The organism is Gemella sp. zg-570, from assembly GCF_018866345.1.
Lineage (GTDB): Bacteria > Bacillota > Bacilli > Staphylococcales > Gemellaceae > Gemelliphila.
Genome location: NZ_CP076443.1, coordinates 1,108,167 through 1,133,617 on the forward strand (window position 1 = coordinate 1,108,167; position 25,451 = coordinate 1,133,617).

Genomic DNA, 25,451 nt, shown 5'->3' on the forward strand with positions numbered 1-25,451 from the left:
ATTTTTTATGACAAAAATTCTAAAACTCTTAAAAAATAATGCCGCAAATATTTTTTAACTAATACAAGGAACGTAAATAAAATTATCTATTTCTTCCTACTTTTTTCTAGTCAGTTTTTTAGTGATGAGTTTTACGCATATAAAACTTGCTTGCTAATTATTTTTTATTTTGTTGACTTTTTTCTTATAGGCTTGCATTTTTTAATTCTTAGAAGTCTAACAAAAATTTTTCAATAATATTTGCATATATTTACAAAAAGTTGGGAATGAAATTTCATTCCCAACTTTTTTAATTTTCTTCAAACCAATCTTGAATAGCTTTTAATCTTGCAATTCTTAAATTAGGCAGTCCCTCTCTTGAAAGTCCATGACTTGACTGCGGAAAAATTATTAATTTTGTTTTAATATTATTTCTTTTTAAAGCTATATACATTTGTTCTGCTTGTTCCTTAGGACAGCGTAAATCATCATCTCCATGCAATAACAACAGAGGAGTTTTGACATTTTTTGCATAAGCTAGTGGCGACATAGCCCACAATTTTTCCATATTATTTAAGTTTCTTTCTAGTTGATATTCAACAAAAAATGCTCCTATATCACTTGTTCCATAAAAACTTATCCAGTTCGATATGCTACGTTGTGCTACTGCCGCTTTAAAAATATTACTATGACCTACTATCCAGTTAGTCATAAACCCTCCGTAACTTCCTCCAGCAAGATACACTCTACTTCTATCAATGCTTGAATACTTTTCTAAAACATATTCTAAACCTGTCATTAAATCTTTAAAATCATTATTACCATAATCACCCAAGATTGCTGAAACAAATTTTTGTCCGTAACTTCCTCCACCTCTAGGATTTAACATAATAACACCATAACCCTTTGATGCTAAAACCTGCATTTCATGAAAAAAACTTTCGCCGTAACATACTTGCGGTCCTCCATGAACATAAAGAATTGCAGGATTATTTTCTTTTACAGCAAGAGGATTTACATACCAACCTTGAATATATAAATCGTCATGAGCTTTAAACCAAAATCTGTCAATTTTTGCAAGTTTAGTTCCTTTTAAAAATTTTTCGTTAGGATTATAAATATCTGTAAATTCTTCCCTTGCAATATCAAATAAGGCTAAACCACTCGGATAATTTAAAGTAGAATAAGTAATAGCTATTTTGTTATCACAAAAACTACTTCCTGTGATATGAATTTCTTTATTTAATATATTTTTTATCTGACCATTTACGTTAGCTGTGTATAAAAGTATTTTTCCTTTTTCTGTTGATGAAAAAATAAATTCATCATCATTAAGCCACTCAAAATTAACGCCACTTATACTTTGTTGAAAATCAGCTACTATGAGATCTCCTATTTCAATATCCAATTTTTCTGTAATGTTTGTTAATTTTTTAGTTTCTAAATCGTAAACGACTAAATTATTTTGTGTTACAAATTTATAAGAAAAATCGTTCAATATAAAAAGAATTTTATTTTCTTTGGGATTAGTATTAACAAAATAAAAATTATCTTCTGTATCAAATAATTTACTTTCTTTTTTTGTATTAAAATCATATTTTAATATTAAATTTCCGTACTGCCATTCATCAAAAATATTTTTTGACATCGACATAAGGGCAAAAGTATCGCATTTTGAAATGTAGTTTATAGTAAAATTTTCATTTTTTTCTATTAATACTTCATCTTCAGACTTACCTAATTCTAATTTTTTAAACTGATATTTCAAATTACTAGCTAATAGACCTACTCCGTCTGCCTTATACATTACCTTGTCTATTACATTTTCTTTTGGAAAATTATTTTTATCTTCTGACTTATTTTCTTTTTCTTCTTGTTTTGAAGAAGTGTGATAGTAAACTTTGTCTTCTTTGAATATATAATTACTTATTCCTTCTTTTTCAAAAGTTAATTGTTTTGCCATTCCACCTGACAAACTCATTGAAAATAGTTGATTTTTTTTATCTTTAGTATTATTTGATAAAAATAAAATTTTATCCTTATTGGGCGACAATTCTAAGTTAGTGTAAACACTTCCCCCATTACCCCATTCTGTAATTGCTTTAGTATTAATATCTATTCTAAATAATTTTGTTTCGTAAGTATTTGTTGCTTCTTTTGTAGTTGTTTGAGTATAAAAAATATATTTATCTAGCAAGACAGGATTTCCTACATTATTTAAATCAAATAAACTTTCATTCTTTATAAAATTCATCACAAAACTCCTTTAAGTTAAACATTTCTTTAATTATAAACTTATCGTTATGCTTTTTCAAGGTTTTGTTGAAAATTTATTAAGCATTTATTTAAAAAACAGTGCCGACTAAATTTGACACTGTTTTTTTATATTTATAGTACTTGACTAATTCTTTTAACTGCTTCTTTTAAATTTTCAATACTAGTAGCATAACTAATTCTGACATATTCGTCATACGATTCTCCAAATGCTGTTCCTGGAATAAGCCCAACTCTAGCTTCCTTGACCAAAAATTTACAAAATTCCATAGTTTTCATGGTTCTATATTTTTTAGGTATCCTTGCAAAAACATAGAAAGCTCCGTCAATACCTGAAATTTTAAATCCTAATTTTTCTAGTTCTGGAACTAAATATTTTTGACGCTCGGTATAAGTCTTTATCATTTTTTCTGTATATTCTTTTGATTCTTTATCCTTAAGAGCAACAACTGCTGCATCTTGAATAAAAGTCGGAATACCAGAAACTGTAAACAGATGATAAACTACAATTTTTTGAATTGCTTTTTGTGGAGCGACAATAAAACCTACTCGCCAACCAGTCATTGCGTGTGATTTTGATAAACCAGTTATTAAAATTGTTTGTTCAGGTATAATTTCTGTTAATGAAGTGTGCTTATAGTTATAGCTAATATCAGCATAAATCTCATCACTTATAATAAAAATATCATATTTTCTAAAAGTATTTGCTAATTCTAATAATTCTTCTTTAGTATAAGAAACTCCAGACGGATTATTAGGATAATTTAAAACTATTGCTTTTACATTTTCGTATTTTTTATAATTTTCTTCAAATAATTCCGGTGTTAATTTAAAATCAGTTTCTAATGTATCAATATAACCTACATTACAGTTATTCAAGTATGAGCAACCATCATAAAATGTAAAGTAAGGTGTTGTTACTAAAACTGTATCTCCAGGATTAGTTAAGGCAGAAATAGTATGCTCTATCGCAGCAGAAGCTCCAACAGTGATTATAACTTCGTCAGCTGTATAATCAACATTATATTTCTCTTTCATCATTTCTGCTACAGCTTGTCTAAGTTCTAAAACTCCAGCGTTCAAAGAATAATGTGTTCTGTTGTTGTCCAAAGATGTTTGAATTGCTTTTTTTATAACATCTGCTGTATCAAAATCTGGTTCACCTAAAGTTAATTTTATAACGCCTTCTCTCTGTGAAGCATAAGCATCAAATTCTCTAAGTGGAGAACTTTTTATAATATCTAAGGCTTTACTAAAAGTATTTTCTAAACTTTTTTTTAATTTCATAATATTTACCTCCTAAAAATTTAGTAATAATAGAATTAAATTAAAACTATAGGAACAATTTTAACATATATAAATTAGAAATCAAGTAAATTTTTGAAATATAAATTTATAATATTAATTTTTCTGAAAAAACATCTTAAAAATCTTGCAATATTTTTCTTAAAATATTATAATTAATTTATCATATTTAAGAATAAAGGAGAATTACATGAGTAAATTAGAAGTAAAAGATATAAAAATAGAATTAACAAAAAATCCTAAAGAAAAACCAGACCAAAATAGTCTTGGTTTTGGTAAATTATTTACTGACCATATGTTTGAAATGGATTGGAATGAAAATGAGGGTTGGCACAATCCTAGAATAGTAGAATTTGCAAATCTTTCATTATCTCCTGCTAATGCAACTTTGCATTATGGTCAAGCAGTTTTTGAAGGAATGAAAGCATATATAGCTAATGGAGACGCAGTATTATTTAGACCCTGGGAAAACTTTAAACGTATAAATAAATCTGCTGAACGTATGGTTTTACCAACAGTAGATGAAGAATTTGCACTAGCTGCTTTAACAGAATTATTGAAAATAGATAAAGACTGGATACCTACGGCAGAAGGTACTTCATTATATGTTAGACCATTTATGTTCGGTACTGACGAATTTTTAGGAGTAAAACCTAACTCAAATGTTAAATTTATGATTATACTTTCACCATCAGGAGCCTACTTTAAAGGGGGCTTAGAGCCAAATAAAATTTTTGTTGAAGATGAATATGTTAGAGCAGTACGTGGTGGAACTGGATTTGCCAAAGCTGCTGGTAATTATGCAGGTTCATTTTTAGGGCAAAACAAGGCCGCAAAATTAGGTTATGCACAAACATTGTGGCTTGATGGAGTAGAACAAAAATATGTAGAAGAAGTTGGAGCTATGAATATCTTTTTCAAAATAGACGGTAAGTACGTAACACCAGAATTAAACGGTTCTATTCTCCCAGGTATTACAAGAGATTCAATAATCCAATTATTAAAATCTAATGGTGAAAATGTTGAAGAAAGAAAAATTTCTATTGATGAACTATATGATGCTGCTGATAATGGAAAACTAGAAGAAGTATTTGGTTCAGGAACAGCTGCAGTTGTATCTCCAGTAGGGGAATTATTTGATGGCAAGAAAAAAATAGTCGTTAATAATTTTGAAACTGGCAAAGGAACAAAAGCTATTTACAATCAATTAACAGGTATTCAACTAGGAAAAGTAGAAGACAAATTTGGTTGGATTTATAAAGTTGAAAAATAATTTAAGAAAATAAAAAAGTAGGATAAATTCCTACTTTTTTTATTTTAAATATATTATCTAAATTAAAAAATTTATATTTTGTTTATTAATCTAAATATCAAATATTTTAAAATATACATCACTTTTTTTAATATTACCACTAAGTTATAACAAATTAAAAATTTTTATTTTCGATGTTCACACTTCTATATTTTCTTAAAAGTTTTAGTTTTAATTTTAGAAACATAAATAAACACTAAATTTTTTCTATCCTAATAATTTTAAAATATTTGAAATAAAAAATATTTAGTGTGTATTTTTTCTATACACTAAATATTAACTAGCTACTATATTGATTTTTCAAGTTTAGAAAATGCTTCATTAATTTTAGAAATATCTTTAGCTCCTGCTTGTGCCATATCTGCTCTACCGCCGCCTTTACCGTCACAAACATTTGCTAGTATATTTACCAATTTTCCTGCCTGATATTTTGATGTTAAATTCTTATCTACTGCAACAACAAAGTTTACTTTATCATCATTAATTGAGGCAAATGCTATTACATAATTTTCTAGTTTATCTTTTGCATTATCAACTATTTGTTTTAAGTGATTCATATTTTCTGATTCTACAACAGTAGTTAATAATTTAACTCCATTAATTTCTTTAACTGAAGATAATAAACTATTTATTTCTGCATTAGCTATTTTTTGTTGCAAACTATCTTTTTCTTTAGTTAATTTTTTAAAATCATTTTGCAGGCTAGCTACTTTTTCTATAACTGTTGTTTCTTTAGATTTTGTCAATCTGCAAACTTCTTCTAAAGTATTATTTTGTTCCTGCAAGTATTTGTAAACAGCTTTACCCGTAATAGCTTCTATACGACGAACTCCAGCGGCAACTCCTGATTCAGAAATTATTTTAAACATTCCAACTTCTGAAGAATTGTTTGTATGCGTTCCTCCACAAAGTTCTACTGAGTAATCTCCTATTGATACGACACGAACTATTGAACCGTATTTTTCTCCGAATAATGCTTGTGCACCTAAAGCACGAGCTTCTGCTATTGGCATTTCACTTGTTCTTATTGGCAGTGACTCCCAAATTTTTTCATTGACTACTCTTTCTACTTGAGAAATTTCTTGTGGTGTTAAAGCTGTGAAATGTGTTATATCGAAACGTAATTTTTCATCAGTAACTAAGGAACCAGCTTGTTTTATATGTTTACCTACTAATTGTCTTAATACTTCATTTAATAAGTGGGTAGCTGTATGATTTTTCTCAATATCAAATCTATAAGTTACATCTATAGATAAATCATATTCATTATTTAATAATAACTGACCCTCAATAATTTTAAGGAAATGGATATGGCGTTTATCTGGTAATTTTTTAACATCAATAACTTTTGCTTTAAAATTATTACCAACAATACTTCCCCTATCTGCTACTTGCCCACCACTTTCTGCATAAAAAGGTGTTTTATCAAAAATAACTTTTACTACATCTTTATCACTATAATAATTTAATATATTTTCTTCACTATCTATTATAGCTATTACTTTTGACTTAGAAACCTGGTTGCTATATCCAACAAATTCACTCTCACCTTGTATTTTAGAATATAAGTCTGACTGAACTTGCATAGATGAATCATCTTGACGCGAACTGCGAGCACGTTCTTTTTGTTTTTCCATTTCTTCTTCAAATCCTGCTATATCAACAGTAAGTCCGTATTCTTCTGCATATTCTTCAGTCAATTCAATAGGAAACCCAAATGTATCATATAGTTTAAAGACCTTTGCTCCTGGAATAACTTTGCTTGTATTTTGAACTTCTGCTACTATAGATTTTAAAATTGCTTCTCCTTCTTGCAGAGTTTCATGGAATCTTTCTTCTTCTTTTAATATTACATCTTGAACAAAATCAACAGATTTAGAAACTTCTGGATAATAATCAATCATAATTTCTGCAACAATTGGTGTCAGTTTGTACATAAATGCAGAGTTTAAATCTAAATATTTAGAATATCTTATAGCTCTACGAATTAAACGGCGTAAAATGTAACCACGTCCTTCATTAGATGGCATAGCACCATCTGAAATTGCAAATACTGCTGTTCTGATATGGTCAGCAATAACCTTAAAAGCTACATCTTGATTTTCATTACTTCTATAAGTTTTTCCAGAAATTTCTTCTATTTTACGAATAATAGGTATGAATAAATCAGTATCAAAATTTGTTGGCACATCTTGAATAACAGATGTAATACGTTCAAGTCCCATACCCGTATCTATATTTTTTGTAGGCAGCTCTGTATAAGTTCCATCAGGATTATGATTATATTGACTGAATACTACATTCCAAACTTCAAGATAGCGTTCATTCTCTCCACCAGGATACATTTCACAAGCTGGTGCAGTATTGTCTGTGTCCTCTCCCCTGTCGTAAAATATTTCTGTATTAGGTCCTGAAGGACCTTCTCCTATATCCCAAAAATTTCCTTCTATACGGATAATTCTTTCTTTTTCTAGACCTACTAAATCATGCCATATTCTATAAGCATCTTTATCTTCTGGATGAACAGTTACATACATTTTTTCTTTTTCTAAACCTAACCATTTTTCAGAAGTTAAAAATTCCCAAGCCCACAAAACAGCTTCTTCTTTAAAATAATCTCCGATAGAAAAATTACCTAACATTTCAAAAAATGTGTGATGACGAGCTGTTTTTCCTACATTTTCAATATCATTTGTACGAATTGATTTTTGTGAATTTGTAATTCTAGGTTTATCAGGAATTTCTCTACCGTCAAAATATTTTTTTAATGCGGCTACTCCAGAATTAATCCATAGTAAAGATGGGTCGTTATTTGGAACTAGTGATGCTCCGGGCTCAACCATGTGTTCTTTTTCTTCAAAAAAATCCAAAAACATTTTTCTAATTTGTGATGATGATAATTTTTTCATGCTATCTCTCCTTTTTATTAAAATATTTTTTAAAATTTAAAATTTAAAAATAAAAATCCTTGAACAAGAATTATCTTCTCGTTCAAGGACGCATATTTAACGTGGTACCACCTTTTTTCTAGCTTATAAAACCTACTCCAGTGTTGATAACGACTTTTCTGCCGACGAAATATATTCTTAGGTAGCAACTAACAAAAATATTAAGTCATTTTCAGCATCAGACTCTCTCTTATTAAATATTTTACTTTACTAGTATTCCTAAATTTCAAATTTATATGAAGTCATTATAATATATTCATATTAAACTTGTCAACTATTTTTTATTTTGTCTAATTTCATATTCAGCTTTTTTTTGCCAAAGCTCAAGATTATTTTTTAGAGTTTCAAAACCATACTTAAATTGAATAATATTCAAATTCTCATTATTTTTCCCTAAGATTTTTTTTCTATTCTTATTAAAGTTTAGGGAGGCATTTATTCTACCATCTCTAAATGATAAAACTTTTACTTCAATAATTTCTCCAACTTTCAAATAATAATTTATATCTACAATAAAACTATTATCTATTTCTGATATATGAATTAAACCTTGTGTACCGTCTTTTGTTTGAATAAAGGCTCCATAATGTTTGATTGCAGTAACTTTAGCCTTTATTATATCTCCGCTTCTATAAAATACCATTTCACACCTATTTTTACAGCTCTTTAATTCTGGCTACAACTTTTTCTACTGTAAAGCCGTATTCTTCGATTACTTTACTTGCTGGTGCCGAAGCCCCAAAAGTATCAATACCAATTACTAAACCGTCTAACCCTACATATTTATACCACAATGCTGTATTACCCATTTCAATAGCTACTCGACGACGAATAGATTTTGGTAATAATTCATTTTTATATTCTTGACTTTGTTCTTCAAATAATTCTACTGATGGCATACTTACCACACGCAGTTTCCAACCGTCTTTTTCTAACTCTTTTGCTGATTCAATAGCTAAATTAACTTCTGAACCTGTTGCAATAATAATTGTATCAAAATCTGTAGAAGTTTCATGAACTACATAAGCACCTTTTGCTACATTTTCAAAAGATGAATTTTCTAAAACAGGCAAGTTTTGACGAGTTAATACTAATGATGATGGTTTAGTATTTGATTTTTGAGCTAGATACCAAGCCGCTTGAGTTTCAGTTGCATCTGCTGGTCTAAATACATAAGAATTTGGAATTGTTCTTAAAGATGCTAAGTGTTCTATTGGTTCATGTGTTGGACCGTCTTCTCCTACTGCTATACTATCATGTGTAAATACATAAGTTACGGGTAAATTTTGTAAAGCAGAAAGTCTTAGTGCGGCCTTTAAGTAATCAGAGAATACGAAGAATGTCCCCCCAAAAACACGCACTCCCCTATGTAGAGCTAAACCATTTAAAATTGTCGCCATACCAAATTCACGAACACCAAATTGAATATTACGGAATAATCTATTTTCGTCATCTTGCAATCCTTCACCCTTAATAAATGTCATATTAGAATGAGAAAGATCTGCTGAACCTCCAAAAAATGTAGGTAATACATTAGCAATAGAATTTAAAGCATCTTGTGATGAATTTCTAGTTGCTTGTTGTTCTCCAACTTCTTTAAAATTAAAACTTGCTTTAGATAATTCCTCTATATCATTTCTTGATAGTGCTGCCTCTAATTCTTGAGCTAGTTCTGGATATTTAATTTTATATTCTTCATAAAGTTTAACCCAAGATGAGTATGCAACTAATCCACGATTTATTAAAGAATTTTGGAAATCTTCATAAACTGATGACGGAATTTCAAATGGTGCATGTTGCCAACCAATTTCTTTTTTAAATAAATTAGCTTCTTCTTCTCCAATAGGAGAACCATGTACAGAGTTTGTTCCTTGTTTATTAGGTGAACCAGCACCTATAATTGTTTTTACTTCTATTAGAGTTGGTTTGTTAGAAATTTTTGCTTGAGATATTGCTGAAGTAACTGCTGCAACATCTGAACCATCCTCTACTAATAATGTATTCCAGCCATAAGATTCGTAACGTTTACAAACATTTTCGCTAAAAGCGTCTTTAGTTTCTCCGTCTAAACAAATATCGTTCGAGTCATAAAGAACTATTAATTTTTCTAATTTTTGTAATCCTGCAAAAGAGGCTGTTTCAGAAGCAACACCCTCCATAATATCTCCATCACCACAAATTACATAAGTATAGTGATTAAATAATTCATATCCCTCTTTATTATATTTAGCCGCTAAAAATCTTTCTGCCAAAGCCATTCCTACTGCCGTAGATATTCCTTGTCCTAAAGGTCCTGTTGTTGCATCTACTCCTCTTGTGTGTCCGAACTCTGGATGCCCCGGTGTTTTAGAATTCCATTTACGAAAATTTTTAATTTCTTCTATTGATACATCTTCATAACCTGCTAAGTGAAGTAGTGCATACTGTAACATTGAACCATGTCCAGCAGATAATATAAATCTATCCCTATTTATCCAAGATGGATTTTTTGGATTTACCTTGATATGATTATTAAATAGTGCATAAGATAATGGAGCAGCTCCCATTACAATTCCTGGATGACCAGATTTAGCCTTATTAATAGCATCAATACCAAGAACTTTAATCGCATTTACTGATTGTTGTGACATTTACGTCCCTCCTAAAAATAATATTTATATAGTGATTTAATATTTACAATTCTATTCTTCCAGATATTGCCCTAGCTAAAGTTAGCTCATCAGCATAAACAATATCACTTCCAAAAGAAATTCCCTGCGCTATTCTTGTCACTTTTATATCTGTTGTTTTTAATATTTTAACTATAAAACTAGCCGTCCCTTCCCCCTCAGGAGATGAATTAGTTGCTAGTATAACCTCTTTAATATTTTCGTTTTTAACTCTGTGTAATAGTGATTTTAAATTTATATCAGCTGGTCCTATACCATCCATAGGAGAAATTACTCCATTTAAAATATGATATAGTCCTCTATACTGCTCCATATTTTCCATAGCCATCAAATCTTGGTCGCTTTCGACAACACATATTATACTATTATCTCTGGATTTATCAGAACAGATATCACATACTTTGTTTTCGTTTAATCTTCCACATTCTGTACACTTGCAAAGATTATGTTTTAAATTTATTAGAGCTAATGCAAATTCTTCTATATCTTTGTCTTTCATTTTTAGTGTATGAAATGCTAATCTTATTGAAGTTTTTCTCCCTATACCAGGAAGTTTCATGTAATTATTTAACAAATCTAATATTGGTTTTGGATATTTCATACTTAAAGTCCTGGAATATTTAAACCGTTAGTAAATTTCCCTAAAGTTTCTTCTTTTAATCTATTTGATTTTTCTAAGGCGTCATTAACTGCAGTTATAACCATATCTTGTAACATATCTACATCTCCTGGATCTACAATTTCTTCTTTTATTATTATATCTAAAATTTTACCATCTCCATTAGCTATAACTTTTACCATATCTCCTGATACAGTTCCTTCAACCATTTTATCTTTAAGCCCCTCTTGAGCATCCATCATATCTTTTTGCATTTTTTGCATTTTACGCATCATCTGTTGCATATTTCCCATACCACGCATTTGTTTATCCCTCCTAAATTTTACCATAATGTAATTTTAGTTAAATTTCTTTATATTGTCAATGATTTTCATTTTTTCTTTTCACAAAGAAAACATTTATTTAATAGTATTATTTCTGAAATAACAGCTACTTTTCAACTATAATATCTGAAAATAAATTTTCTATTTTTAATGTATTTTCTTTTTTTTCTTCGACTAGACTTTCTTCTTCTAAATTTTCTTCTTTACTCATATTCATATTTTCTAATAAATATTCGTATTGTTCTTTTTGTAATATGTATATACTATATTCAACATCCAATAACTTAGAAAAAGAATTTTCTAAATAGTCATTATATTTAGCATCCGAACTAACTTTAAAAATATCAAGTGAATTATTAAGAACAATTAAACCCCCATTTTTAGATGAAGATAAGAAGTCAGAATTTTTTAAAAAATTACTTATATCACCATTAATAGTCGAACTTTCCTTAAGAATTTTTGAAAAAATATTTCTTGCATATATGGTGAATTTGTCGTTAGAATTTAAAATTAAATTTTCTATTTTTTTCCTATTAGGAATAAAGTAAGAGTCTAGTTTTTCAATTCCTTCGTCTTCAACATCGTTTTTTTCTACAACATCATCTATATTTTTTGAATTTGTATTTATACTAGCAAGATTTATATTATTAAGTTTTTCTTCTAAGTCTTGTATTCTTTTTTCTAATAGCTCTATTTTAGAATTATCTAACTTCTTATTTTCCATTTTTTCAGCAGGTGTTTGACACATTTTTATTATACATATCTGCATATAACTAATATATTCTGTTGAAAATCTTATATTATTTTCTGCACTCGCTAATTCTTCTATGTTTTTGTAAATTCTTTCAGTTGAAATATTTTTTAATACTTCAGCAAGTTCTTCAACCCTATATTCACAAAAATCTTTATTATTAATATTCTTATAAATTATTATATCTCTTGATACATTTATTAAGTCGCTAAGTAATAATTTTGTATCCTTGCCTAATTCTAGAAATTTAGAATATTCTAAAAGTGCTTGTGAGCTATTATTTTCCAATATTAATCTATAAAAATTAAGTATTTCTTCTTCCCCTACTGATGAGGTTAGGGCTAAGATATCAGATAGTGAAATTTTTTCTAAATTATAATTAGATGCTTGCTCCAATATTCCTATTGCATCACGAAGTCCGCCCTTGGCTACCTGTGCTATTTTTATTAAGGCATCTTTTTCTGCTCTTATATTTTCTTTTTCAGCTATATAATTTAATCTTTCTACAAGTTCAGCCTGACTTATATTTTTAAATTCAAATTTTTGACACCTTGACAAGATAGTTGCAGGTATTTTATGTATTTCCGTAGTTGCTAAAATAAAAATTATGTGGGCAGGTGGTTCTTCTAAAGTTTTTAATAGGGCGTTAAAAGCTGAGGTAGTTAGCATATGAACTTCATCAATTATATATACTTTGTATTTGCTTTGAGTTGGTGAAAACTTAATAGCTTCTTTTAAATCACGAATTTCATCAACCCCGTTATTACTTGCAGCGTCAATTTCTATAATATCAACACTATCGCTTAAATATTCTGCATTATTATTCACTTCATTTGCAAATATTTTTGCCAAAGAAGTTTTACCCGTTCCTCTCGAACCATAAAAAATATAAGCGTGGGCAATTTTTTTTTGAACTATGGCACTTTGCAGTACCGAAACAACATGTTTTTGACCTACTACATCAGAAAAAGTTTGTGGTCTATATTTTCTATATAATGATTTAAACATACATACCTCCAATTCTATATAATTATATCATAAGTAGCTAAATTTAAAAACACAATTATAACCAAGATATTTTTGTATAAGTAGTAGCCATAATATTTGTTTGACTATATCATTTTAAAGTTATATAATTATTTTAAATTTTTTATGTCATATTTTAAGGAGAAATTGTATGAAAGCAGTTATTGTCGGTGGCGGAAAAGTTGGTAATCTACTTTGTGAAGAATTATCAGCTAGCTACAGCGAATTAACATTAATAGAAACAAATGAAAAATTAGTTCAAAAAATAATTGAACTTTATGATATTCAGGGCATAGCCGGCAACGGTGCTAACTATAATATATTAGAAGAAGCAGAAGCAGGTAAAGCCGATATGTTTATAGCTGTTACAGCAAGTGATGAAATAAATATTATTTCTTGCATTACAGCGAAACAAATGGGAGCTAAATATACCATTGCTAGAATTAGAAATCCTGAATATACAAAAACAAAAGAATTTTTAAAAAATTCTTTGGGAATAGACTTAATGTTAAACCCTGAATACGAAGCTGCAAAACAAATTAACTATATGCTAAAATATCCTTCTGCAAATAAAATAGAAATTTTTTATAAAGACAAGGTTAAGATGATTGAAGTTACTATTGAAGAGGGAAGTGTTCTAAATAATATCTCACTTATAGACAGTAAAAAAATTATTGATTTTCCTGCTTTAGTATGTCTTGTAGAAAGAAAAGAAGAAGTTATAGTTCCTAAGGGAGATTATATTTTTAAAGTTGGTGATAGAGTTCACATCACAGCTGATGAAAAACACTTAAAACAATTTTATAAATTACTAGGAAAAAAAGATAATATTAACAATAAAATTTCATCATCTCTAATTATTGGTTCTGGTAAATTAACTCATTATCTTATTGATTTACTAAGAGAAGGAAATATTTATATTAAAAATGTAGAAATTAATATGGAAAAAGCAAATAAAATCAGTGCTTGTTATCCAGATATAGATGTTATATTAGCAGATGGTAGCGATAGAGATGTCTTAATAGAAGAAGGTATAGAAACATTTGATAGCTGCATTGCTCTTACAGGACTAGACGAAGAAAATATTATTATTAGCCTTTATGCAAAAAAATTAGGAGTATCCAAAGCCATAGCCAAGATTAATAGAAATTCTCTGACGCAAATAGCTGAAGATATTGGTTTGTATTCTTACATCACACCAAAAAGAATTGTGGGAGATATTATTGCAAAACATAGTAAATCTTTACAATGTAGTAAGGATTCCCTAATAGAAAATATCTATAAAATTGCTAACAATCAAGTTGAATTAATAGAATTTAAAGTTAGTGAAAATAGCAAAATTACAAATATAGCACTAAAAGATTTGAATTTAAACAGTAATATTCTTATTGCTTTTATTATCAGAAATAATAAACTTATCTTCCCTAACGGTTATGACATAATAGCTCCAAATGATAATATAGTAATAGTAAACTATAAACAAAATATTAAAGAACTTGATGACATTTTAATAAAAGGAGATAAGTAATGAATTATAGAATTATATCTTTTGTTCTTGCTAAGGTTCTTAAAATTTTATCTATATTTCTATTATTTCCAACTCTATGTAGCGTCATATATAAAGAAAATTTTAATATTACCCTATCTTTTATTTACACAATAATTATTACAATACTTATTTCATATATATTTTTATTCCTTGCAAATCAAAAACAAATGAAAAAAAATTTCTACACAAAGGAAGGTTTAGTTATAGTCGCTATAACTTGGATAATATATTCCTTGTTGGGTTCACTACCTTTCATTTTTTCAAATTCTATTACTAATTTTATAGACGCTTTTTTTGAAACTGTCAGTGGTTTTACTACTACTGGTTCTTCTATAATAAATGATATAGAAATATTACCTAAGAGTATATTATTTTGGAGAAGCATGACCCATTTTATTGGTGGTATGGGAGTAATAGTATTTGCTCTAGCAGTCTTACCCCACTCTCCTCATAATATACATATTATGAAAGCAGAAGTAGCAGGTCCCATGTTTGGTAAAGTAGTTTCTTCTATAAAAAATACAGCTATTTATCTATATTCAATATATATAGGCTTGTCAATAATTATGTTTATTCTATTGATGTTCTCAGGTATCGGCATATTTGAAAGTATAAACTTAACATTTTCTACTGCTGGAACTGGAGGATTTTCTACTAAAAACTCCGGAATATCATACTATAATAACGACTATGTTACTAGCATAATAACAATATTTATGATTATCTTTTCACTTAATCTAAATTTGATATATATAATTATAGTAAAAAAATATTTTAAAGCCTTAAAAAATGAAGAACTAAAATTATTTTTAATAATTATTTTACTAGCTACGATAGCCATATTCATTAATATATACTATACTGCAAATCTGCCTAATGAAAGACTACTAGATGTTTTATTTACAGTAAGTTCTATAATTTCAACCACAGGTTTTACTTATTTAGACTTTAGTAACTGGACAATGTTTTCACAAATAATTATTTTATTTTTAATGATTTGTGGTGGTGCTGGTGGTACTGCAGGTGGACTTAAAATTCCAAGAATAATGTTTATGATAAAAAATACAAAGAATTACATAAAAAAATGTATTAATCCAAACAAAGTAATTTCATTAAAAATTGATAATAAAGTTATTAATGATACAAGTGAAATTTCAAATTATATTGTACTGTACATAATTGTATTTTCTATATTTTCTATTTTATTATCTTTTCAACTAAATGATTTTGAAGAAGTTTTTTCAGCTATCTTAACTACCTTAAATAATGTTGGACCTGGATTTAATAAATTTGGACCAATGGAAAATTTTTCTAGCATTCCATATTTTTCAAAGATAATATTATCTATGTCTATGTTACTAGGACGGTTAGAAATTATTCCATTTATAGTTTTACTATCTTCACAAACTTGGAGAAAAAAAAGAGCAAAACAAAAAAGAGTTTAAAGGTTAAACTCTTTTTTGTTTTTATATAATATTTTTTGTATTATAAATTTTTTAGAAATATTTATATTACTTTTGGGATAAGTCTACTTTATCAAGCGGTATTAATTTTGTTTTATATTTTATTTTATGATATATGTAGAAGAATAAAAATACAGGAACTCCCATATATGTTGTAAGAATTGAACCCCAATCAACGATACCTTGAGTTATTAATTGTGTATCTTGACCAATAATAACAACGATACATAATATTAGTGCTAAAATAGGACCAACGGGAAACCACTTAGCCCTGTATTTTAAACCTGCTAATTGTTTACCTTGTTTTATGTAAGCTCTTCTAAATCTATAATGACTTATGGCTATACCCAACCAAGCTATAAATCCAGTAAGACCACTAGCCGCAACAATATAAACATAAGCATTTGCACTTGTTAATTGAATTAAGAAAACTAAAACAACAACTATTGTTGTTCCTAGCAATGAATTAATCGGTGTTCCTTGTTTATTTAATTTTGAAAAAATATCAAAGGCTTGTTTTTCTTTACTCATAGCATAAAGCATACGAGTAGAAGCATACATGCCAGAATTTCCTGCAGATAATATAGAAGTTAAAATTACTGCATTCATTACACTAGCTGCAAAAGCAAAACCTGCATTTTTAAAAACAATAGTGAAAGGAGATTTTGCTATTTCTTCGCTACTAGCTGCTCCTAATAAGTCTTCAGAAGTATAAGGAATTAATAAGCCTATAACTAATATTGCTAAAACATAAAAAATTAATATTCTCCAGAATACTTGTTTTACTGCTTTAGGAATAGTTTTTTCTGGATTTTCACTTTCTCCTGCAGTAACACCTATTAATTCTGTTCCTTGGAAAGAATACCCTGCTATTAAGAATACTCCTAAGGCCGCTAACATTTTACTAGAAGTTGATGTATCAGTCCCAACAAAAGGCGCTTCTCCTAATGTAAAGTTAGAAAAACCAACATAGCCTCCTCCCATAATTCCAAAAATTGTAAGACAACCAATAATTAAAAATATAATAACAGTAATTACTTTAATAAGGGCAAACCAATATTCACTCTCTCCATAAACTTTTACACTTAAAGAATTTAGTATAATGATAATTAATAAAAATATAATACTCCATATCCAGCTTGGTAAAATTCTCATAGGTTCCCAATAACTAACAGCTAGGGAAGATAGTTCTATATCAGCGGCAACCGTAATAACCCAGTTAAACCAATAATTCCAACCTAGTGCAAAACCTAAAGACGGGTCAACATAACGAGTTGCGTAAGTACTAAATGAACCAGTAGTTGGTAAATATGTTGCCATCTCTCCTAGAGATGTCATTAAAAAATAAACCATTAGACCTATACACAGGTAGGATAATAAAGCTCCACCAGGTCCAGCACTGCTGATGGCTTGTCCACTAGTCATGAATAAACCACTTCCTATACAACCACCTATGGCTATCATGGTAATATGTCTTGATTTAAGACTTCTTTTAATATTTGATTCGTTTTTTGTCATAAAGACCTCCTAAAAAATAAAATGCACAACCAAATAGCTAGAGTTGTGCATAAAAACACCCCTCTAAAAGTCAGTAGCTCAACATAGCTTTAGCTATGACAGTTCTATACCTATTAAGTATAGCCCCAACAATATCTGCGTAGTAACAAATATCATTTCGGCGAAAATTCCTTTCGGCACACCTAAACAAGTTCTACACTCTACTTATGCCTACTAATAAAGTTCGCGACCTCCACCTCACCTTTAGTGAGGTGTTATTTAATTGTTGCTTATATTATAATTTTAAATATAATACTTGTCAAGTTATTTATTATTTATTTTTTCTCCAATAACTCACTATTCCACTAAAAGTAATTAGTATAATAAAGAAGATAAATAAATAATTTTTTAGAGAAAAATATTTTTCTGTCTTATTGCTGATTATCTCTAATTTTTTCTCTATATTATTTAATTTTTTTGGATTTTCATTATAGAATTTTAATTCATCCTGTTTATCCTTGTCTACCTTAGATCCAACAAGTGATAAATAATATAAATATTTTAAGTCTACCAAAGAACTAATATCACTAACCTGAGTATTGTTAATTGACAAACTTGCCAAATTCTCTACTGATTTTAAATTTGAAATATCTCTTAATTCTAAATTATCATTTAAAACAATTCTTTGTAATTTTAATTTATTATCTAATGATGAAATATCTTTTATATTATTTTTCTCAGCAGTAAATTCTTCAAGATTTGCTAAATTTTTTAAAGCTGAAATATCTGTAATATTATTTTTATCAAGATAAAGAATTTTTAAATTAGATAAATTTTTTAGGGGAGATAAATCTTTTATTTGATTATCTTCTGCATACAAAACTTCTAATTGATTGGCATTATCTAAAAAAGAAATATTATCCAAACCCATTTTAGAAATTTTTAAAACTCTTAATGATGACAAATTAACATCCTTAGTTAATTCATTTTTTAAAATACCATTAGATGATATGTCTAATTCTTCTAAAGAAACGTTAGGGATAAAATCTAAATTTGATATAGTATTTCTACTGATAGCAAGCTTTTTTAATTGTAATAAATTTGCTAACTTATCAGCAACCTTAATTTTATTATTATTCAAATTTAAATCTTTTAAGTATTTTAAATTTGATATTGGTGTAATGTCTTCAATAAAATTATTTGATAAATTTAAACTAGTTAAGTTAATAGCATATTCTAAACCTTCTAAAGAAAATATATTAGCCCAAGATAAAGTCAAGCTTGTAAATTCAGTCATCATTTTTTTAGTTAAAATATTTCCCCTATAATTCTTATCAATATGGAATTTATAATGTTCCAGAAGGGCTTCTTTTAAGTTTAAATCTCTAAAGATTACCTCTTCTGTTTTATCTTCTTGATTAGCGTTTGGAAAAGGAATGTAGTTGCCTAATGCATAGCTATTATTAGGTATAAGTAAAATAAATGCAATAGTTGATGCTAATATAATTTTTTTAATTTTACTCATAGTATTTTTCCTTTCTGAATATAATATTTTTAAGATAATTTTTTGTATAAACAAAACTACAAGCCGCCAAAGGAATTAAAAATACAAAATATGGGAAAATATACCTACTCTTTGCTTCCCATATTATATGAAAAATACTACCACCAATAAAAGATATGGGAATAAATAAATATAATTCATCTCTTCTTTTAAAAATAATTATTGAAAAAATTAAAGTGAATAGGTAAATAAATAACTGAAAAACTTTCATAAGATAAAATAATATCTTGGATAAATTACCAAAATATATTTGTTCAACAATTTTATTTTTTACCCTTAATAAAAATGTAGAATTATCTTCAATAGATTTTTGCGGAGCCGTAATAAGTAAACTCTGAAAAGTTGGATCTATAAATTGACTTTCATATTTTCTACTATAAAAATCATAAGCATAGCTAGGATTATTTTTAAAAACTGCTAGACGTTGTTTAATAGATTTTCTTGAAATTTCAACTATTTTACTATTATCATAATTTTCTTCTGTCATAATATCATAATTAAACCCATTAAAGAAGCCAGCTTCTCTATCACCTTCCTGCATACCCATAGCTACCCAAGTTATTTTATTTACACCCTGTGGTATATCTTTTTGTGATACTGTCTGATAGTAATTTATTATGATACTTTTAAAAGATAGCATAAAAAATATTGAATATATAATAAACAAAAATAATTTTTTATCAATTTTTTTAATTAAATATATGGTTAAAACTGAGAAAATAGATAGTAAATTTATTAAATTATTACCGATAAATAAAATTGCTATGTTAATACTTATTATAGCTATAATAAGATTGTACCAAAATCCTTCTTTTAGGTATTTTATAATATTATAAAAAGATAATAATGCTAAAAACATACCAGGTAAAATACCATATAAAAATGAAACATAAAATATTAGAGGAAAACACACAGCTGATAATATCACCGTAATATAATTTATTTCTTTATTTTTAAATAGTATATCTGCAATTTTATATAACATAAATACTATATAGCTTATTGAAAAACACTGCATAATATATAAAATAAATGTAGTCATACCGAATAAAGATAATATTATTTGAAATAAAAATACTGTTGTTATCTGATGAGAATATATGTATAAATAATTATTTCCCCTATCTAATCCTGTATAATTATCTCTGATAAAATTTTTGGCTTGGGCAATAACATTAAAGGGGTCAAACTGCACATAATCTCTTCTTAGAATCGCAAATAATAAACTAAGAATAAACATATATATCATAACTAATAATACTAATCTTTTTATATTAATAACTTTCTGTAAATATTTACTAAAAATTAATATAACTATACTGAACACTATTAATAAAATAATATTCACAATAGCATTATCATTTTTATAATATAAAATTTCCTGATAGTATTTAGGAAATACTGCTGTTTTAGTAAATACTAATATAGAATTAATAGTCATAAGTAGAAAAAATATACTTGCTACAATTTTTATCAAGATATTACTTAGTAATTCTTTTTTCATCTTTCACCTAACTATTTATTTAAGAATTTTTCTATAATAAAGCGTGGTCTTTCTTTAGTTTCTAGGTAGATTTTACCAATATATTCTCCTACAATACCTAAAGACATCATAATCATACCACCGATAAACCATAGAGATATCATTAAACTTGGCCAGCCCTTACTCACATCGCTAAAGACAAAACTTACTAAGCTATATACAAACACTAATATTGCAACAAAAATCATTAAAAATCCTGAAATTGTAATAAATCTTATTAATTTTACTGACAATGAAGTAATACCTTCAAAGGCAAAAGCCAACATCTTAGACAAGGGATATTTACTTTCTCCTGCAAAACGTTCTGAACGCTCATAGGTAACTATATCTGTCTTGTACCCTATCATAGGAACAAGACCTCTTAAAAATAAATTAACTTCTTTAAATTCTGATAATCCCTCTAATGCACGTTTGCTCATTAATCTGTAATCAGCATGATTGAAAACAGTATTAGCTCCTAGTTTCCCCATAAGTTTGTAAAAAGCTTCTGCTGTAAATCTTTTGAAAAATGTATCTGTTGTTCTGACCGAACGAACTCCGTATACAATATCACAACCAGATAAATATTTTTTCGTCATTTTATCCATAGCATCTATATCATCTTGCAAATCAGCATCCATAGAAATACAAACATCACAGCAAGATTTGACCGTCATAAGACCAGCTAACAAGGCATTTTGGTGTCCTCTATTTCTACTAAGATTTATACCACTAAATAATTCATCTTCCTTGTGCAAGTCTTCAATAATTTGCCAAGTTTCATCAGCAGAACCGTCATTTACAAAAACTATCCGACTATCTTCTGATATTAAATTTTCAGCAATCATATTATTAATTTTTACTTTTATTCTTTTTGATGTTTCTAATAATACATCTTCTTCATTATAGCACGGTATTACTACATATAATTTTTTTGACATATTTATTATTAACCTCTATTCTTTATTTTTTACTACTAGCTTTATTTATTCTATTCAATAAAGCCTTATTTTTATCAGTTTCTTTTAATTTTAAAATATAAATTTCTTCAATATTTTCAATATCACATTCTCTTAAGATATTATACAAATTTTTATTGGCTTCTTCAATATTTTCTTCATCTTCTGCAAGATATTTGACCTTAAAAGGTGTATCTTTTAATAAATTTTTATATTTCTTATAAGTTATTAGTGCAAACTTATTATTTTTTAATCTAAGTTTTTCTAAAATATTTTCTAACTTTTCATCTACTATAATTAAATCTCCATTAGGAGAATAATGACGATATTTCATTCCTGGTGATGCAGGTTTTTCCATATTATTTTCCTTATTATAAACTATATTACCCTCACCTAAAAGTTTTTCTATATCTTTTAAAGTTATACTGCCAGGTCTTGCTATTACAAAGGGAAATTTTGTACAGTCTATAACTGTACTTTCTAGTCCTATATGAGAGTCATTTCCCTTAATGATTACATCAATCTTATTATTCAAATCATTATAGACGTGTTCAAATTTTGTTGGAGATGGTTTGCCACTTATATTGGCACTAGGTGCGGCGAGTAATAATTTTGTATGTTTTAATATTTTTCTAGCAATATTATCATTTGGCATTCTTATAGCTAGAGTATCCAAACCTGCTCTGACACTTTTAGATATTAAGTTTTTATTTTTTAAGGCTAGTATCAAAGTCATGGGACCAGGCCAAAAATTATCAATTAATTTTTTTACATAGGTGTTATTAATTTCTACTATGGGACTTACTTGAGATATTTTATAAAAATGTACTATCAAGGGATTATCACTAGGTCTGCCCTTGGAAAAATAAATTTTTTTTACTGCAGCTTCACTACTTGCATCAGCACTAAGACCATATACGGTTTCTGTCGGTATAGCTATCAATTTATTATCTAAATAGTAGGCTTGTAATTTTTTAAATATCTCTTCATCACTATTATTTCTTAAATCTATTATCTCAGTTTTCATAAAATTCTCCATAATAAATTCTATATTATATATATAGTAATAGTTATTAAAAATATTAATATATAGGCAAAAATATCATATTTTTTATATTTTAGTTGCTTGTACTTACTTCTTTTTTTATTCGGGTCATATCCTCTTACTTCAATAGCTGTTGCAAGTTCATCTGCTCTTTTTAAAGTAGCTACGAAAATAGGAACTAGGATAGGAATAAAGTTTTTTATTTTATTTATCATACCCTTAGCATTAATATTAGCCCCTCTTGATACTTGGGCATTAATTATGCGATTTGTTTCTTCAGAAATAGTTGGAATAAATCTTAAACATATTGAAATTAGAAGGGCAAAAGATGAAATGGGCAATCCTACTTTATTCAAAAAGTTTAAACTTTTTTCTATGGCATGTGTTATTTCATTTGATGAGCAAGTTATCGTAAAAATTACCATCCAAGCAACAACTAAAAAAAATCTTACACTTATTAGTATTATACTTATTACTGCTCCTGTGTAAATATTAAAACCCAATATAGAAATAAGTATATTCCCTTGGCTATTAAATACTAAATGAATAAGTGATGTAAATATTATCAAGATTAGAACTAATTTAAAACTTGCTAATAGATATACAAACTTAATTTTTGAATAATATTTAACAAGTAATAAAATAAAAAATAATATTGAAAATTCTATAATGCTACTAGCTAAAAAAATATTTATTAAATAAACAATCGAAAAAAATAATTTTACTCTCGGGTCTAAATTATGAATTATTGTATTCATAGGAATATATTTATTAGTAAAATAATTACTCATTATAAGAACCCACCCTGCTGTACAAGTCTTGAATTAAATCTTCATAATTATAGTGTATCTTAGAAAGTTTTAGTCCCCTCTCCATAATTTTTTTTTGAAATTTTATCATCTCGGGAGCTTGTAAACTATATTTATTATTTTCTATTATCTTTATAAAATATTCTTTATCATCAATATCTTCTACAATTTTTCCACTTTCCATTATCACTATATGATTGGCATATTCTAAAACGTACTCCATATTATGAGTTACTAAAATAATAGTTATCTTTTCTTTTTTGTAAATATCTGCTATTAATTCCATGAACTCACTTTTACTTTTAAAGTCTAAACCAATAGTCGGTTCATCTAAGACTAAAACTTTTGGATTAAGAGCTAAAACTCCACATAAAGCCACCTTCCTCATTTCTCCTCCAGATAATTCAAAAGGCGACCTCTCCAGATAAGTTTCATCTAAACCTACTAATTTTATTAAATCTTTTGCTTTTGCAATAGCTTCCTTTTCTGATAAACCGTAATTTATCGGACCATATATAATATCTTTTAAAACACTTGTTTCAAAAAGTTGTTGTTCCGAAAATTGAAAAAGTACCGCAATATTTTTTCTAATATCAACTAGATTATTTTCTAACAATTTTCTAGCTTTTCCTTTTTTATTTTTTTCTAATATTAAATCACCTATTTTTACAAAACCACTATCTGCCAAAACAAGCCCATTAATATGTTCAATTAAAGTTGATTTGCCACTACCAGTTTTTCCTACTATTGCTGTAAAACTATTATATTTTATTTTTAAATTTATATTTTTTAAAACTTTATTTCCATAAGGAGTTTTTGCATTATAAGTAAAATTTACCTTGTTAAATTCAATTTGCATAATTTACTTATAGTCACCTCCATATTATCATTCACATCAAAAATATTATTATTAATATACTTACTTAAATCTTGCTTTAATCTGTATAAAAAAGGAATTTCTAAAGAATATTTTTTTAGTAAATTAATATTTTTAAATATTTCTGCTACATTAGTTTTCTGAATTAACGCCCCATTATTCATTAGTATAACACTATCACTATATACTAATTCTTCTACATCGTGGCTTATAGATATTATCGTTATATTGTGGTTTACATTTATTTTTTTTAGATATTTTAATATTTTTTCTCTAGCCTCTGGGTCTAACATACTACTCGCTTCATCTAAAATCAATATTTTAGGTTTTAATGCTAAGGCTGAGGCTATGGCAACACGTTGTTTTTGTCCACCAGATAAATCTTTGGGTTCTTTTTTTCTAAAATCCTTCATATCTACTACATCTAATACTTCAGAAATAATCTTATCCATAAGCTTACTGTCAATATTTCTATTTTCCAAACCAAATGCTATATCTTCTTCAACTGTTGCTCCCACAAATTGATTATCAGGATTTTGAAAAACTATAGCGATATTATTTCTTATATATTCTAAATTTTCTCTACTATAAATTTTATTATCCAAACAAATTTGCCCACTATTTTTTTCGTACTGAGCTGTTATTAACTTAGCTATCGTAGATTTGCCACTCCCGTTATTTCCTAATATACTTATCCACTCACCCTTAGAAATTTCAAAAGAAATATTTTTTAATACTTCTATATTTGTATTTGGATATGTAAAAGATACATCTTCAAATTTTAGCATTACTTTTCTCCCAAAAGATATTCCACTTATTATAACATATATAAATGTAAATGACTAGAAATATAAAAACAAGTAAACTTTATAAAAGTCTACTTGTTTAATTTTATATCATTTGAATTTTATACATTCTATAAACTAATATTAAAAATAAAATTAATAATATTAATACTAT

Annotated in this window: 19 protein-coding genes and 1 riboswitch; of the genes, 3 read left to right on the forward strand and 16 right to left on the reverse strand. The window is 27.4% G+C overall.

Annotated elements, in window-relative coordinates:
• Nucleotides 1-289 precede the first annotated feature (289 nt).
• Nucleotides 290-2,233, reverse strand: a complete 1,944-nt coding sequence (locus KMP11_RS05615) for a S9 family peptidase (protein ID WP_215755714.1) — start codon at nucleotides 2,231-2,233, stop codon at nucleotides 290-292.
• Between the two features lie 134 nt (nucleotides 2,234-2,367).
• Nucleotides 2,368-3,540 (reverse strand): pyridoxal phosphate-dependent aminotransferase, encoded by a 1,173-nt coding sequence (locus tag KMP11_RS05620; protein ID WP_216279668.1) that lies wholly within the window; start codon nucleotides 3,538-3,540, stop codon nucleotides 2,368-2,370.
• Between the two features lie 208 nt (nucleotides 3,541-3,748).
• On the opposite strand from KMP11_RS05620, the gene KMP11_RS05625 reads away from it, so the two are divergent.
• Nucleotides 3,749-4,831 carry a branched-chain amino acid aminotransferase gene (locus KMP11_RS05625; RefSeq protein ID WP_216279669.1) on the forward strand — a complete coding sequence of 361 codons (1,083 nt, stop codon included), beginning with the start codon at nucleotides 3,749-3,751 and terminating at the stop codon, nucleotides 4,829-4,831.
• A gap of 326 nt (nucleotides 4,832-5,157) precedes the next feature.
• Here the strand turns inward: KMP11_RS05625 and alaS are convergent, their stop codons facing one another.
• From alaS to dnaX, 6 genes are all read right to left on the reverse strand, one after another.
• Nucleotides 5,158-7,779: an alanine--tRNA ligase gene (alaS, locus tag KMP11_RS05630; protein ID WP_216279670.1), complete on the reverse strand. Its 2,622-nt coding sequence runs from the start codon at nucleotides 7,777-7,779 to the stop codon at nucleotides 5,158-5,160.
• A 313-nt stretch (nucleotides 7,780-8,092) separates the two neighbouring features.
• A complete protein-coding gene (locus KMP11_RS05635) occupies nucleotides 8,093-8,461 on the reverse strand; it encodes a S1 RNA-binding domain-containing protein (protein ID WP_215755710.1) in 369 nt (122 codons plus the stop codon).
• Nucleotides 8,462-8,474: 13 nt separating this feature from the next.
• Nucleotides 8,475-10,448 (reverse strand): transketolase, encoded by a 1,974-nt coding sequence (tkt, locus tag KMP11_RS05640; protein WP_216279671.1) that lies wholly within the window; start codon nucleotides 10,446-10,448, stop codon nucleotides 8,475-8,477.
• Nucleotides 10,449-10,491: 43 nt separating this feature from the next.
• Nucleotides 10,492-11,088 carry a recombination mediator RecR gene (recR, locus tag KMP11_RS05645; RefSeq protein ID WP_215755708.1) on the reverse strand — a complete coding sequence of 199 codons (597 nt, stop codon included), beginning with the start codon at nucleotides 11,086-11,088 and terminating at the stop codon, nucleotides 10,492-10,494.
• 2 nt (nucleotides 11,089-11,090) lie between these two features.
• Complete coding sequence (locus KMP11_RS05650; RefSeq protein WP_216279672.1) at nucleotides 11,091-11,408, reverse strand: YbaB/EbfC family nucleoid-associated protein; 318 nt, start codon at nucleotides 11,406-11,408, stop codon at nucleotides 11,091-11,093.
• Nucleotides 11,409-11,535: 127 nt separating this feature from the next.
• Nucleotides 11,536-13,188 carry a DNA polymerase III subunit gamma/tau gene (dnaX, locus tag KMP11_RS05655; RefSeq protein ID WP_216279673.1) on the reverse strand — a complete coding sequence of 551 codons (1,653 nt, stop codon included), beginning with the start codon at nucleotides 13,186-13,188 and terminating at the stop codon, nucleotides 11,536-11,538.
• 169 nt (nucleotides 13,189-13,357) lie between these two features.
• On the opposite strand from dnaX, the gene trkA reads away from it, so the two are divergent.
• Both trkA and KMP11_RS05665 read left to right on the forward strand, forming a co-directional pair.
• Complete coding sequence (gene trkA, locus KMP11_RS05660; RefSeq protein WP_216279674.1) at nucleotides 13,358-14,734, forward strand: Trk system potassium transporter TrkA; 1,377 nt, start codon at nucleotides 13,358-13,360, stop codon at nucleotides 14,732-14,734.
• Entirely contained in the window at nucleotides 14,734-16,200 is a 1,467-nt protein-coding gene (locus tag KMP11_RS05665; protein WP_215755704.1) for a TrkH family potassium uptake protein, read from the forward strand. Before trkA ends, KMP11_RS05665 begins: the two co-directional genes overlap by 1 nt.
• A 66-nt stretch (nucleotides 16,201-16,266) precedes the next feature.
• Here the strand turns inward: KMP11_RS05665 and KMP11_RS05670 are convergent, their stop codons facing one another.
• The 8 genes from KMP11_RS05670 to KMP11_RS05705 form a co-directional block, all read right to left on the reverse strand.
• Nucleotides 16,267-17,736 (reverse strand): amino acid permease, encoded by a 1,470-nt coding sequence (locus KMP11_RS05670; RefSeq protein ID WP_215755703.1) that lies wholly within the window; start codon nucleotides 17,734-17,736, stop codon nucleotides 16,267-16,269.
• A gap of 66 nt (nucleotides 17,737-17,802) precedes the next feature.
• A riboswitch (Lysine riboswitch) is annotated at nucleotides 17,803-17,979 on the reverse strand.
• 67 nt (nucleotides 17,980-18,046) lie between these two features.
• Nucleotides 18,047-19,240 (reverse strand): leucine-rich repeat domain-containing protein, encoded by a 1,194-nt coding sequence (locus KMP11_RS05675; RefSeq protein WP_252344637.1) that lies wholly within the window; start codon nucleotides 19,238-19,240, stop codon nucleotides 18,047-18,049.
• Complete coding sequence (locus KMP11_RS05680) at nucleotides 19,233-20,783, reverse strand: hypothetical protein (RefSeq protein ID WP_216279675.1); 1,551 nt, start codon at nucleotides 20,781-20,783, stop codon at nucleotides 19,233-19,235. The genes KMP11_RS05675 and KMP11_RS05680 overlap by 8 nt, the downstream gene beginning before the upstream one ends.
• Before the next feature lie 11 nt (nucleotides 20,784-20,794).
• Complete coding sequence (locus KMP11_RS05685; protein WP_215755701.1) at nucleotides 20,795-21,742, reverse strand: glycosyltransferase family 2 protein; 948 nt, start codon at nucleotides 21,740-21,742, stop codon at nucleotides 20,795-20,797.
• 22 nt (nucleotides 21,743-21,764) lie between these two features.
• On the reverse strand, nucleotides 21,765-22,787 hold the full coding sequence (locus KMP11_RS05690) for an L-threonylcarbamoyladenylate synthase (protein ID WP_216279676.1): 1,023 nt from the start codon (nucleotides 22,785-22,787) through the stop codon (nucleotides 21,765-21,767).
• 20 nt (nucleotides 22,788-22,807) lie between these two features.
• Nucleotides 22,808-23,596 (reverse strand): energy-coupling factor transporter transmembrane component T family protein, encoded by a 789-nt coding sequence (locus KMP11_RS05695; protein WP_216279677.1) that lies wholly within the window; start codon nucleotides 23,594-23,596, stop codon nucleotides 22,808-22,810.
• Entirely contained in the window at nucleotides 23,589-24,473 is an 885-nt protein-coding gene (locus KMP11_RS05700; protein ID WP_216279678.1) for an ATP-binding cassette domain-containing protein, read from the reverse strand. Before KMP11_RS05700 ends, KMP11_RS05695 begins: the two co-directional genes overlap by 8 nt.
• Nucleotides 24,449-25,279 carry an energy-coupling factor transporter ATPase gene (locus tag KMP11_RS05705; protein WP_216279679.1) on the reverse strand — a complete coding sequence of 277 codons (831 nt, stop codon included), beginning with the start codon at nucleotides 25,277-25,279 and terminating at the stop codon, nucleotides 24,449-24,451. The genes KMP11_RS05700 and KMP11_RS05705 overlap by 25 nt, the downstream gene beginning before the upstream one ends.
• Nucleotides 25,280-25,451 lie beyond the last annotated feature (172 nt).